15 protein-coding genes are annotated in these 13,691 nt (G+C 53.9%); 2 read left to right on the top strand and 13 right to left on the bottom strand.

The genetic code is table 11. The features are described 5' to 3' along the window. Nucleotides 1-9 precede the first annotated feature (9 nt). The 6 genes from dtd to IUJ45_RS08020 form a co-directional block, all read right to left on the bottom strand. Nucleotides 10-501 carry a D-aminoacyl-tRNA deacylase gene (gene dtd / locus IUJ45_RS08045; RefSeq protein WP_002218717.1) on the bottom strand — a complete coding sequence of 164 codons (492 nt, stop codon included), beginning with the start codon at nucleotides 499-501 and terminating at the stop codon, nucleotides 10-12. A gap of 73 nt (nucleotides 502-574) precedes the next feature. Then, nucleotides 575-1,333, bottom strand: a complete 759-nt coding sequence (locus tag IUJ45_RS08040; RefSeq protein ID WP_002216425.1) for a peptidyl-prolyl cis-trans isomerase — start codon at nucleotides 1,331-1,333, stop codon at nucleotides 575-577. A gap of 70 nt (nucleotides 1,334-1,403) precedes the next feature. After that, entirely contained in the window at nucleotides 1,404-2,270 is an 867-nt protein-coding gene (locus IUJ45_RS08035; protein WP_002212350.1) for a peptidyl-prolyl cis-trans isomerase, read from the bottom strand. A 48-nt stretch (nucleotides 2,271-2,318) separates the two neighbouring features. Further along, nucleotides 2,319-2,597: a BolA family protein gene (locus IUJ45_RS08030; RefSeq protein WP_002212349.1), complete on the bottom strand. Its 279-nt coding sequence runs from the start codon at nucleotides 2,595-2,597 to the stop codon at nucleotides 2,319-2,321. Further along, entirely contained in the window at nucleotides 2,597-2,887 is a 291-nt protein-coding gene (locus IUJ45_RS08025; RefSeq protein ID WP_002216423.1) for a YciI family protein, read from the bottom strand. Before IUJ45_RS08025 ends, IUJ45_RS08030 begins: the two co-directional genes overlap by 1 nt. 2 nt (nucleotides 2,888-2,889) lie before the next feature. After that, entirely contained in the window at nucleotides 2,890-3,420 is a 531-nt protein-coding gene (locus IUJ45_RS08020; protein WP_002216422.1) for a septation protein A, read from the bottom strand. 307 nt (nucleotides 3,421-3,727) lie between these two features. Between IUJ45_RS08020 and tspA the strand changes: the two genes are divergently transcribed. Next, a complete protein-coding gene (tspA, locus tag IUJ45_RS08015) occupies nucleotides 3,728-6,082 on the top strand; it encodes a FimV/HubP family polar landmark-like protein TspA (RefSeq protein WP_192941096.1) in 2,355 nt (784 codons plus the stop codon). A 172-nt stretch (nucleotides 6,083-6,254) separates the two neighbouring features. Here the strand turns inward: tspA and gloA are convergent, their stop codons facing one another. Genes gloA through IUJ45_RS08000 form a run of 3 tightly spaced genes read right to left on the bottom strand, consistent with a single transcriptional unit; the run spans nucleotide 6,255 to nucleotide 8,189 of the window. Beyond that, entirely contained in the window at nucleotides 6,255-6,671 is a 417-nt protein-coding gene (gloA, locus tag IUJ45_RS08010; RefSeq protein WP_002216418.1) for a lactoylglutathione lyase, read from the bottom strand. A gap of 23 nt (nucleotides 6,672-6,694) precedes the next feature. Next, nucleotides 6,695-7,864: a lipopolysaccharide assembly protein LapB gene (gene lapB / locus IUJ45_RS08005; RefSeq protein WP_002216415.1), complete on the bottom strand. Its 1,170-nt coding sequence runs from the start codon at nucleotides 7,862-7,864 to the stop codon at nucleotides 6,695-6,697. Between the two features lie 10 nt (nucleotides 7,865-7,874). Continuing rightward, nucleotides 7,875-8,189, bottom strand: coding sequence for a LapA family protein (locus IUJ45_RS08000; protein WP_002216413.1), 315 nt, complete (start codon nucleotides 8,187-8,189; stop codon nucleotides 7,875-7,877). Between the two features lie 309 nt (nucleotides 8,190-8,498). Between IUJ45_RS08000 and ilvE the strand changes: the two genes are divergently transcribed. Then, a complete protein-coding gene (gene ilvE / locus IUJ45_RS07995) occupies nucleotides 8,499-9,497 on the top strand; it encodes a branched-chain-amino-acid transaminase (RefSeq protein WP_002224877.1) in 999 nt (332 codons plus the stop codon). Nucleotides 9,498-9,740: 243 nt separating this feature from the next. Here ilvE and fabI read toward each other — a convergent pair whose 3' ends face one another. The 4 genes from fabI to pgi form a co-directional block, all read right to left on the bottom strand. Further along, on the bottom strand, nucleotides 9,741-10,526 hold the full coding sequence (fabI, locus tag IUJ45_RS07990; protein ID WP_002223367.1) for an enoyl-ACP reductase FabI: 786 nt from the start codon (nucleotides 10,524-10,526) through the stop codon (nucleotides 9,741-9,743). Nucleotides 10,527-10,680: 154 nt separating this feature from the next. Beyond that, nucleotides 10,681-11,502, bottom strand: coding sequence for a 2,3,4,5-tetrahydropyridine-2,6-dicarboxylate N-succinyltransferase (dapD, locus tag IUJ45_RS07985; RefSeq protein WP_002226039.1), 822 nt, complete (start codon nucleotides 11,500-11,502; stop codon nucleotides 10,681-10,683). Nucleotides 11,503-11,511: 9 nt separating this feature from the next. Next, the gene (locus IUJ45_RS07980; RefSeq protein ID WP_002212338.1) at nucleotides 11,512-11,742 is read right to left on the bottom strand and encodes a hypothetical protein; all 231 of its coding nucleotides are present in this window, start codon (nucleotides 11,740-11,742) and stop codon (nucleotides 11,512-11,514) included. Continuing rightward, nucleotides 11,712-13,355: a glucose-6-phosphate isomerase gene (gene pgi, locus IUJ45_RS07975; protein ID WP_002249249.1), complete on the bottom strand. Its 1,644-nt coding sequence runs from the start codon at nucleotides 13,353-13,355 to the stop codon at nucleotides 11,712-11,714. Before pgi ends, IUJ45_RS07980 begins: the two co-directional genes overlap by 31 nt. Between the last annotated feature and the right edge of the window lie 336 nt (nucleotides 13,356-13,691).

The following is a 13,691-nucleotide window of genomic DNA, read 5'->3' as shown; positions in this document are numbered from 1 at the left end:
GATTCAATTTCAATCCGGAACAACCTTCATTTTTGGGGAAATCCGCGTCATGAAAGAGTCCAGCAGTATAGTTACCGGCCCGTCGTTGCAGAGCGACACCTGCATATGCGTGCGGAAACGCCCTGTTTCGACATGAATCCCGTGCCCGCGCAACAGTTCTGCCGTATGCAGATAAAGCCGTTTTGCCTGTTCTGCAGGTGCGGCTTTCGAAAATGACGGCCGCCGGCCGCTTGCCGCATCGGCATAAAGCGTAAACTGCGACACCAGCAGCACGGATCCCCCGACATCCTTCAAAGACAGGTTCAACTTGCCCTCACCGTCTTCAAACACGCGCAAATGGGCGATTTTGTCGGCGACATAGCGTGCATCTTTTTCTATGTCGCTATGCGTTACACCGAGCAGTACGACGAATCCGCCGTCGATTTTGCCGCAGGTTTCCGTGCCGTTTTCGGACACGACATCCACCTTTGCACCTACCGTTTTCTGTATGACCGCACGCATAAGCCGTCCTCCTTACCTGAACGTGCAATGCCGTCTGAAAAGGCTTCAGACGGCATCGGTATCGGAAATGCCATTACGGTTTGACACCGTTTTCTTCCAAAATGGCATCGATTTTCAAGCGGGCTTTTTCCTGTCTCAAACCTTGTTCCAACTGGTTTCTGACCAACTCGAAAGGCTGCGCGTCGGGGTTTTTCCCGACCTCGCTGAGTTTGAACAGATAATAGCGTTCGCCCAATTTGACCGGATCGCGGGTAACGTCGCCCCGATTCATCGCTGCAAACTGCGAAGCCAGCGGCTCGGGAAGCTGCTGCGCCATAATGAAACCGTCAAAAGCCTGCTCGTCGTTCGGATAACGCTTCATCAGCCCTTCAAAAGACAGCCCTTTGAGCAGGAGCTGCTGCGCCTGACGCGCCTCCTCTTCGGTTGCGAAGCTGACCTGCTGCAATTTGATCATGCGGATTTGCCGCTCATAAAACTGACGCAGTGCGCTTTCGGAAACCGTTTCCGAACGTTCCAGAAAACGGACGTACTCCTCGGCATAAAAAGACGCTTCGGCGATTTTAAAGCGGTTTTGGACATCCTTATCCTTATCCAAACCTTCCTTCAATGCCCTGTTTTTCAAAACTTCCAAAGTTTGCAGCCGACGGACGGCATCGTTTCGGATTGCCTGCCCGTCCGGTTTTTGGGACTGCTCCGCATGCCGGTCTGCCTGCTGCATGATCTGCGCCACCAGCGTATCCACCAAAGCCGGGTCGATTTCGGGTGCTTTGGCTGCCGCAAAACCTGCCAACATTGCAGCAATAACTGCGGCAGCGGTTTTTTTCTGTTTCATGGTATTCCCTGTCCTGCGCGGCGGCAAAACGCCTGTCTGAACGTCTTGCCGCCGTATCCCGTTTTCAGAATTATTTTGCAGGTTTGATGTTTGCCTTGCCCAACAGTGCACCGACGGCACGGTCAATCCGTTCCGCCTGAAGGTTGCCGGCAATCTGTCCTTTCATTTCATCAAAAGAAGGCACTTTTACCTCGCGGCTGTCGTTGACATAATAAACGCCGTAGAAATCGCCGTTTTTCAGCGGCGTTGCCGTAAATTCGCCTTTTTTCAAGTCCTTAATTGCCTGATAAAGCGGCGGAACACCCTGTTCCAAATCTTTCAGCGGCACATATCCGACCGGCGCGCCGGTCTGTTTGGTACGGTCGTTGAGGGAATATTGTTTCAAGACGGCATCGAAACCTTTTTTCGCCTTCAAGTCGGCAACCGCTTTTTTTGCATTTTCTTCCTTGTCGGTCAGGATTTCGCCCAACTGGACTTCCTGCGTACCTTTGTAAAAACCGCTGATATTGTCATATGCGGCTTTTACTTCCTGCTCGGAAACCGGTTGGGTTTTGGCGATATGCAGCGCGTATGCCTCGCCGTTCAAGCCATATTTTACCGCCTGCCAAACGGTTTTGAAGGACGGTTTCTTGTCGTCGCCCGACTTTTTCGCTTCGGCACGCAATTTGGCAAGCGCATTTTTAAACTCTGCCGACCGGTCGAGTTTCAGACGTTTCACTTCCTGTGCGACCACGGTGTTGACCACTTCGTTTTCCAGCAGGGATTGGCGCAGTTGCGGCGTGTCTTCGGCACGGCTGTTTTCCGCACGGAATGCGGCAACCTGCGCATCGATGACGGAACTGTCGATTTTCTGACCGTTGACGGTTGCCAGCGTTTGGGCAAACAGGCTGCCGGAACAGGCAAGCAGTGCAACGGAAGTCAGGATTTTTGCTTTCATAATCTTCTCTCTTTAAATTTTAAATTGAAATGTTCGGGCAGACTTCATTCAGTCCGCCGTATGGAAATACTCGTCAGGGGCAGCCGCCCGGATGCCGAGCGCGTGGATGATGCCGTCTGAAAACAAATCTTTGAGCAGCGATTTGACCGTTTTCTGGCGGTTCAGGCGGCTTACGCCTTCAAAACGGCCGCTGACGACCAAAACGGCATAATGTCCGCCGCCGGTATTGCCCGCGTGTCCTTTGTGCAGATGGCTCTCATCGCCGATTTCCAACACCAGCGGATCGAGCGTCTGCAGGCGTTCGCGGATCAAATCGACGGCCGGCATTATTTGAACACCGCTTTAAACGGCTTGATCAGCACTTCGCTGTACACGCCTGCATGAACATAGGGATCGTCTTCCGCCCACGCCTCTGCCGCATCCAAAGACTCGAACTGCGCCACAATCAAACTGCCCGAAACGCGGTTGGAGTCCTCCGGCAAAGGATTCGGGCCTGCCGTCAACAGCCGGCCTTCCGACTTCAGCGTCTCCAGCCGTTTGAGGTGTTCGGGACGTGCCGCCATACGCGCTTCATACACATTCTCCCCGTCTGTTGCCAGCAACATAAAATATTCCACAGTCAATCCTCCTTTTTCAGACAGGTACTCAGATAAATACCCTGAATAATAAAGAAAACAAGCATCAGTGCAGTCGAGCCGAACATTTTATAGTTGACCCATTGCGACTCGAACCGGGTAAACACAAACCAGTTGGCGATACCCATAAAAATCAGGAAACCGACCCACATATACGTCAATTTCGCCCATACGGCATCCGGAAGCTGAATCTCCCTGCCGATACTCGCCTTCAAGCCGTTTTTACCGGCGAGGTGGCTGCCCCACAGGAACAGCGCGCCCAGCCAAAACAAAACGCTCGGCTTCCACATAATGAAGCGGCTGTCGCCCAAAACAATGGTTGCGCCACCGAATATCACAATCAGCACCAGTCCGACCCACTGCATCGTATCCAGCTTTTTATATTTCCAATACAGAAAAGCCGCCTGAACCACACCGGCAACCAAGGCGACCGCCGTTGCGGCAATCATGTTTTTGGTAACGGTATAGGTGGCGAAAAACAGGATGACGGACAAAAGGTCGCTGACGAATTTCATATCCAAATGAGAAAGCAAATCAAATAAACGCTAATCATACAGGCAGAACCCTGTTTTTGCACCTGCAAAACCAACAAATTTTGTTTTGATTGATGCAAATATGCACAGATGTTTTTGAAAAAAGATGGAGATATGTCATAATTTGTAAAAACGGCGAATGATTGCCGTTTAAAATGTGGCGGCGGTCGGTACATTCACATATTAAATGCCCGCCGGCCGACTGCCCCGCCGATGCCCGATGATGACGAAATTTACAGACTGTACGCGGTCAAACCGTATTCAGCCGCCAACCCACAGGGGATACATCTTGAAAAACAACAGACAAATCAAACTGATTGCCGCCTCCGTCGCAGTTGCCGCATCCTTTCAGGCACATGCTGGACTGGGCGGACTGAATATCCAGTCCAACCTTGACGAACCCTTTTCCGGCAGCATTACCGTAACCGGCGAAGAAGCCAAAGCCCTGCTAGGCGGCGGCAGCGTTACCGTTTCCGAAAAAGGCCTGACCGCCAAAGTCCACAAGTTGGGCGACAAAGCCGTCATTGCCGTTTCTTCCGAACAGGCAGTCCGCGATCCCGTCCTGGTGTTCCGCATCGGCGCAGGCGCACAGGTACGCGAATACACCGCCATCCTCGATCCTGTCGGCTACTCGCCCAAAACCAAATCTGCACTTTCAGACGGCAAGACACACCGCAAAACCGCTCCGACAGCAGAGTCCCAAGAAAATCAAAACGCCAAAGCCCTCCGCAAAACCGATAAAAAAGACAGCGCGAACGCAGCCGTCAAACCGGCATACAACGGCAAAACCCATACCGTCCGCAAAGGCGAAACGGTCAAACAGATTGCCGCCGCCATCCGCCCGAAACACCTGACGCTCGAACAGGTTGCCGATGCGCTGCTGAAGGCAAACCCAAATGTTTCCGCACACGGCAGACTGCGTGCGGGCAGCGTGCTTCACATTCCGAATCTGAACAGGATCAAAGCGGAACAACCCAAACCGCAAACGGCGAAACCCAAAGCCGAAACCGCATCCATGCCGTCCGAACCGTCCAAACAGGCAACGGTAGAGAAACCGGTTGAAAAACCTGAAGCAAAAGTTGCCGCGCCCGAAGCAAAAGCGGAAAAACCGGCCGTTCGACCCGAACCTGTACCCGCTGCAAATACTGCCGCATCGGAAACCGCTGCCGAATCCGCCCCCCAAGAAGCCGCCGCTTCTGCCATCGACACGCCGACCGACGAAACCGGTAACGCCGTTTCCGAACCTGTCGAACAGGTTTCTGCCGAAGAAGAAACCGAAAGCGGACTGTTTGACGGTCTGTTCGGCGGTTCGTACACCTTGCTGCTTGCCGGCGGAGGCGCGGCATTGATCGCCCTGCTGCTGCTTTTGCGCCTTGCCCAATCCAAACGCGCGCGCCGTACCGAAGAATCCGTCCCTGAGGAAGAGCCTGACCTTGACGACGCGGCAGACGACGGCATAGAAATCACCTTTGCCGAAGTCGAAACTCCGGCAACGCCCGAACCCGCTCCGAAAAACGATGTAAACGACACACTTGCCTTAGATGGGGAATCTGAAGAAGAGTTATCGGCAAAACAAACGTTCGATGTCGAAACCGATACGCCTTCCAACCGCATCGACTTGGATTTCGACAGCCTGGCAGCCGCGCAAAACGGCATTTTATCCGGCGCACTTACGCAGGATGAAGAAACCCAAAAACGCGCGGATGCCGATTGGAACGCCATCGAATCCACAGACAGCGTGTACGAGCCCGAGACCTTCAACCCGTACAACCCTGTCGAAATCGTCATCGACACGCCCGAACCGGAATCTGTCGCCCAAACTGCCGAAAACAAACCGGAAACCGTCGATACCGATTTCTCCGACAACCTGCCCTCAAACAACCATATCGGCACAGAAGAAACAGCTTCCGCAAAACCTGCCTCACCCTCCGGACTGGCAGGCTTCCTGAAGGCTTCCTCGCCCGAAACCATCTTGGAAAAAACAGTTGCCGAAGTCCAAACACCGGAAGAGTTGCACGATTTCCTGAAAGTGTACGAAACCGATGCCGTCGCGGAAACTGCGCCTGAAACGCCCGATTTCAACGCCGCCGCAGACGATTTGTCCGCATTGCTTCAACCTGCCGAAGCACCGTCCGTTGAGGAAAATGTAACGAAAACCGTTGCCGAAATACCTGATTTCAACGCCACCGCAGACGATTTGTCCGCATTACTTCAACCTTCTGAAGTACCTGCCGTTGAGGAAAATGCAGCGGAAACCGTTGCCGATGATTTGTCCGCACTGTTGCAACCTGCTGAAGCACCGGCCGTTGAGGAAAATGCAGCGGAAATCACTTTGGAAACGCCTGATTCCAACACCTCTGAAGCAGACGCTTTGCCCGACTTCCTGAAAGACGGCGAGGAGGAAACGGTAGATTGGAGCATCTACCTCTCGGAAGAAAATATCCCAAATAATGCAGATACCAGTTTCCCTTCGGAATCTGTAGGTTCTGACGCGCCTTCCGAAGCGAAATACGACCTTGCCGAAATGTATCTCGAAATCGGCGACCGCGATGCCGCTGCCGAGACAGTGCAGAAATTGCTGGAAGAAGCGGAAGGCGACGTACTCAAACGTGCCCAAGCATTGGCGCAGGAATTGGGTATTTGATTCCCAACTGCCCTTTCGCAGATCAAGGATGCCGTTTCAGACGGCATCTTTTTTTGCCTTATCGGTGTAACGGATAAAGTTTGAACCGGCACAGGCTCAAACAGCAGGCCGACGGCAACAAAATGCCGTCTGAAACCCCTAAAGGCTTCAGACGGCATTGGCGGCGGCGGTATCAGGCAGTTTGATAGGCAACCGAATCGTCACCGCTTTTCTTTTGAATGAACTCGATTTTGTATCCGTCGGGGTCTTCGACGAAGGCTATCACGGTTGTGCCGTGTTTCATCGGGCCGGCTTCGCGGACGACGTTTCCGCCCTGCCGCTTCACACGTTCGCAGGCTTCGTAGGCATCGTCCACTTCAACCGCGATGTGTCCGTAGGCGTTGCCCAAGTCGTATCGTTCCGTATCCCAGTTGTGCGTCAGTTCCAAAACCGTGCTGTCGGTTTCGTCGCCGTAACCGACGAAGGCAAGGGTAAATCTGCCTTCGGGATAATCTTTTCGGCGGAGCAGTTTCATACCCAAAACGTTTTGGTAGAAATCGAGGGATTTTTCGAGATTGCCCACGCGGAGCATAGTATGGAGTAAGCGCATTTTTGTGTTCCTCTCGGTAGTGGTTAAACTTCGATTTTGTTTGGCGTAAACGTCTGCCATTTGTTGCAGGCAGGACAATGCCAGAAAAAGACTTGTGATTTGAAGTGGCAGTTTCGGCACCGGTACATCACGCTGCGCTGTAGCTGCCGTCCGATAACCGAACGCATCATATCGGCATCGGCTTTCCAAGCCGGATCCAAATCGCTGAGTTTCAAACCAAGCAGGCGGTACACGCCGTTGAGGTCGGGCTTGCGGCGGACAAGCTCGACGGCGGTTTGCGCGGCTTCTTTCTCGCACTTAAGCAGCAGGGATTTCTCGTACACGACATTGATCAGGTCAAGTTCGGGAAACGTCTGCATATATCCTGTCAGACGGTTCAAGCCTTCTTCAGGTTTTCCCTGCGCGGCATAGGCTTCGTAAAGCTTCTCGCCGACCATGCTCAAGTATGCATGGTTTTGCTGCTCGATGGCGGCATAGGCTTCGACGGCGGCAGGGAAATTGCCTTGTCGGTGTTCGATGTCGCCCAAAATCATGTTGGCACGGGTGCATTTTTTGTTGGCTTCGAGTGCCTTGCCGACATTGAAACGCGCGACATCGAAATTGGACTTGAACAGCGCGGCTTGGGCAAGTTCGCAATAAAACTGGGCGATTTCAAACTGATAGGTCTGATCGTCATGGCTGAGCAGCCGGGCGGTTTCAACCGCTTTTTCCCAATCCCTGTCCTGTTGGTAGATATTGAGCAGGTGCTGTCTGGCTTCACGCGCCATTTTACCGTCTTGCAGCCCCAAAAAAATCTGTTCGGCACGATCGACCAACCCCGCACTTTGGTAGTTTTGCGCCAATTCAAACAGGACGCGCGCGCGCTTTTCGCCGACCGTATCGGGAGAATCGAGCATTGTCCGGTGTATGTTGATGGCTTTGTCGTTTTCGCCACGCTGACGGTAAAGCTTGCCTAGGGTGAGGTTTAGGTCGTATGACTGAGGCTGCTGATCAATGACCTCTGCCAATTCCCTGGCGGCACGTCCGCTGTTGCGGTCAACCAAGGCATCCAGACTTTTATAAAATCCCGACGGTATGCTTTTTGCCTGCTTTAATACAGTCTTCATATCCACACGGGCGGCAAACCAGCCCATCGCGAAGAAAACGGGCAAAAGGATAATCGGCAGCAGGATAATCCACAATTCATTGTCCATATCGGCTTTCTCAAGGCTGTTTGGCAGATTCGGGCGCATTTTGCGCCGGTGGTGCGGTCAGCTCTTTCCCCGTCAAACGCGCATTTTTCTTTACTTCGGCACGCAACCTGCCGTTCTCGCCACGTAACGACAACAACCGTCCGAACAAGGCAAACATTCCAAAAACAATACCGACTACAAATGCGCCGAACAATACGACAATCAGCGGCAAATCGACTTTCTGTCCGGGCAGGTAGGAGAAGGTAACGGCATCCGTATTAATGACGGCAAGCAGCAGGAAGAGCAGCAGGATAATGATTTTGATGACGGTATAGATAAGTTTCATGTTTGCTCCGTAAATAAAAACGCCGCCCGGACAGCTTCGCACTCTGAACCAAGATTGCGCTAGTTTAAACGATTTGCACGGTTTCGGATAGGATGCGGCAGCGTGTTCGGACGACATACGGAGTATGCGATTGCCGACAATTTTACCAAATACACCGTTCCTTTCCATTTGAAAAATAACGGATTGGACACCGCATCGACAGAAAAACCCGCCGCGCACTTGTCAAAACCCTGTTTGCAGGCGTATCTTTACAATCTTCAAATTCAAACCGTTCATTGAAACATATCAGAATAAGAAAGGCTTTACATCATGAGCAGACCCGTACCCGCCGTATTCGGCAGCGTTTTTCACAGTCAAATGCCCGTCCTCGCCTACCGCGAAGGCAAATGGCAGCCGACCGAATGGCAATCTTCCCAAGACCTCTCCCTCGCACCGGGCGCGCACGCCCTGCACTACGGCAGCGAATGTTTCGAGGGACTGAAAGCCTTCCGTCAGGCAGACGGTAAAATCGTACTGTTCCGTCCGACTGCCAATATCGCGCGTATGCGGCAAAGTGCGGACATTTTGCACCTGCCCCGCCCCGAAACCCAAGCCTATCTCGATGCTTTGGTCGAACTGGTCAAACGTGCCGCCGATGAAATTCCCGACGCGCCTGCCGCCCTGTACCTGCGCCCGACCTTAATCGGTACCGATCCCGTCATCGGCAAGGCCGGTTCTCCTTCCGAAACCGCCCTGCTGTATATTTTGGCTTCCCCCGTCGGCGACTATTTCAAAGTCGGCTCGCCCGTCAAAATTTTAGTGGAAACCGAACACATCCGCTGCGCCCCGCATATGGGCCGCGTCAAATGCGGCGGCAACTACGCTTCCGCCATGCACTGGGTGCTGAAGGCGAAAGCCGAATACGGCGCAAACCAAGTCCTCTTCTGCCCGAACGGCGACGTGCAGGAAACCGGCGCGTCCAACTTTATCCTGATTAACGGCGATGAAATCATTACCAAACCGCTGACCGACGAGTTTTTGCACGGCGTAACCCGCGATTCCGTACTGACGGTTGCCAAAGATTTGGGCTATACCGTCAGCGAACGTAATTTCACGGTTGACGAACTGAAAGCTGCTGTGGAAAACGGTGCGGAGGCGATTCTGACCGGTACGGCAGCCGTCATCTCGCCCGTTACTTCCTTCGTCATCGGCGGCAAAGAAATCGAAGTGAAAAGCCAAGAACGCGGCTATGCCATCCGTAAGGCGATTACCGACATCCAGTATGGTTTGGCGGAAGACAAATACGGCTGGCTGGTTGAAGTGTGCTGATGCTTTAAATAAAAAATGCCGTCTGAAACCCGTTTGGCGTTTCAGACGGCATTTTCGCATCCGAACCGTTTCCGCTGCACCTGCAGCAAGTCGGCACAAAGGCAATCGGTTAAAACAAGCGTCCGCATTTCCCATCCCGCCTGCCGTAAGTCGGGCATTTCCCTAGAAATACGCTTCAGACGGCAAAACGCCGCCCGAAACCGATATGTGGCACGGACGGCGCACGGATTTGAAAACGGCGGATTATCCCTCGGTGCTCAAGGCATTGATGCTGTAACCGCCGTCAACGTAAGTGATTTCGCCGGTAATGCCGGACGACAGGTCGGACAGCAGGAAGGCGGCGGTATTGCCGACTTCTTCGATGGTAACGTTGCGGCGCAGCGGATTGTGGGCGGCGACGTGTCCCAAGAGTTTGCCGAAATCGGCAATGCCGGAGGCGGCGAGCGTTTTGATCGGACCGGCGGAAATGCCGTTGCAGCGGATGCCTTCTTTGCCCAGACAGGCGGCGGTAAAGCGGATGCCTGCCTCAAGGCTGGCTTTTGCCATACCCATCACGTTGTAATTCGGAATCGCGCGCACCGCGCCCAAGTAGCTCAGGGCAACGATGGCGGAGTTTCTGCCGCGCATCATCGGACGGGCGGCTTTTGCCAATGCGGGCAGGCTGTATGCGGAAATTTCGTGTGCGGTGTTGAACGCTTCGCGGCTGATGCTGTCGAGGAAGTCGCCGCTCAAGGCTTCTTTCGGTGCGAAGCCGATGGAATGCACCAAACCGTCCAAGCCGTCCCAATGTTTGCCCAAATCGGCGAACACTTGGTTGATTTCGTCGTCGCTGGCAACATCGCAGCGGAATACGAGTTCGGAATCCAATTCCGCCGCCATTTTGCGGACGCGCTCTTCCAGTTTGTCCACAACGTAGGTAAACGCCAGTTCCGCGCCTTGTTCGCGGCAGGCTTTGGCGATGCCGTAAGCGATGGAACGCTCGGAAATCATGCCGGTAATCAGAATTTTTTTGCCTTGCAGAAAACCCATTTTGTATCCTTCAAATAGTGTTCGGTTCGTTCTAAACCGTTGATTATAGCAAATTGTCCCTGTTTCTGTGTTTTCACGTTGCAGCATGCAAACGGCAATGCCGTCCGAAGCGGATTTCAGACGGCATCGGACGTTTCAAATACGGTTTAAGGCATCAGATGCCGCGCAACAATTCGTTCACGCTGGTTTTCGCACGGGTTTGCGCGTCCACGCGTTTGACGATGACGGCGCAGTAAAGGCTGTGGCTGCCGTCTTTGGAAGGCATACTGCCGGACACGACGACCGAACCTGCCGGTACGCGGCCTTGGTAGATTTCGCCGGTGGTGCGGTCGAAGATTTTGGTGGATTGACCGATGAACACGCCCATCGAAATCACGCTGCCTTCTTCGACAATCACGCCCTCAACGATTTCAGAACGCGCACCGATGAAGCAGTTGTCTTCAATAATGGTCGGGCTGGCTTGCAGGGGTTCGAGTACGCCACCGATGCCGACACCGCCGCTCAAGTGGACGTTTTTACCGATTTGCGCGCAAGAGCCGACGGTCGCCCAAGTATCAACCATCGCGCCTTCGTCAACGTATGCGCCGATGTTGACATAAGACGGCATCAGCACGACATTTTTGGCAACAAAGCTGCCGCGTCGGGCAACCGCACCCGGAACGGCGCGGAAGCCTGCGTTTTTGAACTCGTCTTCAGACCAATCGGCAAACTTGGTCGGCACTTTGTCGAAGTATTTGTTCACGCCGTCGTTGAGGACTTCGTTGTCTTGGATGCGGAAGGACAGCAACACGGCTTTTTTCGCCCATTCGTTGACTTTCCATTCGCCCACGCCCAAACGTTCGGCAACGCGCAGTTTGCCGGAATCGAGTTGGCGGATGGTTTCCAACACGGCTTCTTTAACTTCGGGAGCAACAGTGGACGGGGTGATGTCCGCGCGGTTTTCAAAGGCGGTTTCGATAATGTTTTGCAAAGACATAATGTTTCCTTATGTGAGATGTTTCGTGGGACGCTTGCCGGTATTTTCAAGCAGTATGTTCATTTGAAATGAATGCGCTATTGTGCCACGCAAACGCATATTCGTCAGCAATACGCGGGCGGTTGCCGAACATTGGCGTTTCGGAATCGGGCGGGCGGCAGGTATTGCCTTTTCCGCACCCGAATCAATACAGAACGGCGGCGGTACTTTTATGCCGCGCCGACGCCTTTCAGACGGCATTCACGGTAAAACGCCATCAGCCCTTCGGTCGAGGCATCGTGTACGGACGTGCCGCCTTCCAGTTCGCCGATGATGGTTTTCGCCAACTGTTTGCCGTACTCAACCCCCCACTGATCGAAGGGATTGATGTCCCAAATTACACCCTGCACAAAGGTTTTGTGTTCGTAAGCCGCCATCAGCATACCCAGATTGTAGGGCGTGAGGCGGTCGAGCAGGATGCTGTTGCTGGGGCGGTTGCCGGGGAACTCTTTGTGCGGCGCGAGGCGTTCGCGTTCCGCTTCGGGCAAATCTGCCAATTCGGCGCGTGCTTCGTCCAAGGTTTTGCCTTTCATCAGGGCTTCAGCCTGTGCAAAGGCGTTGGCAACGGTAAAACGGCTGCGTCCTTCCTCCACGCCCTGCGCCGTCATCGGGACGATAAAGTCGCAGGGAATCAGGCGCGTGCCTTGATGAAGCAGTTGGAAATAGGCGTGCTGGCAGTTGACCCCTTCACCGCCGAACACGATGCCGCCCGTTTTGCACACGGCGGGACTGCCGTCTGAAGCGCGGCTTTTGCCCAAACTCTCCATATCGAGCTGGTTCAGCCACGCCGGCAGCAGGCGCAGGTTGTGGCTGTACGGAACGGCGGTCTGCCCGTCCGCGTGCTGGAAATTGTTATACCACACGGCAATCAGTGCCATCAGAACGGGAATGTTGCGGCGCGGCGGCGTGTGGAAAAAATGGCTGTCCATCGCGTGCGCCCCCGCCAACAACTCGCGGAAACGCGCCCCGCCGACCGCAACCATCACGGGCAAACCGACGGACGACCAGACGGAATAGCGTCCGCCCACCCAGTCGTACATCGCAAACACGCGTTCCGCCGCAATGCCGAAACTTTGCGCCGCTTCCGTATCGGCAGATACCGCGCAAAAATGACATCCCGTTTCGGATTCCGAGAACCCCGCACCGCGATACCACGCCTTGACTGCCTGTGCATTGAGCAGGGTTTCCGGTGTTTTGAAGGACTTGCTGGCAACGCAAAACACTGTCGTTTCGGGGTTCAGACGGCATAAAACCGCATCCAGGCAGGCAGGATCGGCGTTGGCGGCAAAATGGACGGTGATATGCCGTCTGAACGGCTCAAGTGCCTGCACGCACATTGCCGGCCCGAGGTCGGATCCGCCTATGCCGATGTGGACAAAATCCGTAATCCGTTTTCCGGTTGTCCCCTGATACGAACCGTCGTCCAAACTGTGTGCAAACTCCAACGCACGATTTAACTCGCGGCGGATTTCGGGCAACACGTCCCTGCCGTCCGCATAAACGGCATCCGCACCGTCGGGTAGGCGCAAAGCCGTATGCAGCGCGGCACGCCCCTCGCTGCCGTTGACTTTCGCACCCGTCCGCAAAGCACGCATTTTCCCTTCCAAATCCGCCGTCTCCGCAAGACGGCAGAGCAGTTGCAGCGTATCTTCGCCCAAACGGTTTTTGCTGTAATCGAACAACATCCCGTCCAAACGCTCATGCATACGCTCAAAACGGTCGGGTTCGCAGGCAAAGCGGTCGCGCAAAAGGACATGACGCGTATCCTGATAATGGCGTTCGAGCGCATACCATGCACGGGTAAAAGCATTCATCTGTTTTCCTTGATTTTTCAGAACCGGATTAAAATGTAGCAGAATGTAGTTTAACAAACGGCAGCGGCTTTGGCGAATCTCCGGAACACCGCCCGCCGCGTCCAATAGCACCTTATTTCCATATGGCGAAAATATAGTGAATTAACAAAAATCAGGACAAGGCGGCGAGCCGCAAACAGTACAAATAGTACGGAACCGATTCACTTGGTGCTTCAGCACCTTAGAGAATCGTTCTCTCTTGAGCTAAGGCGAGCCAACGCTGTACCGGTTTTTGTTAATTCACTATACCCTCCGGCCGGCATTTGACCCGCAACAATATCCTGCAAGATTTATTGT

It is taken from the genome of Neisseria meningitidis, from assembly GCF_022869645.1.
GTDB classification, from domain to species: Bacteria; Pseudomonadota; Gammaproteobacteria; order Burkholderiales; family Neisseriaceae; genus Neisseria; species Neisseria meningitidis.
The sequence above is the reverse complement of the archived record's forward strand: the minus strand, read 5'-3'. Positions and strand labels throughout refer to the sequence as shown.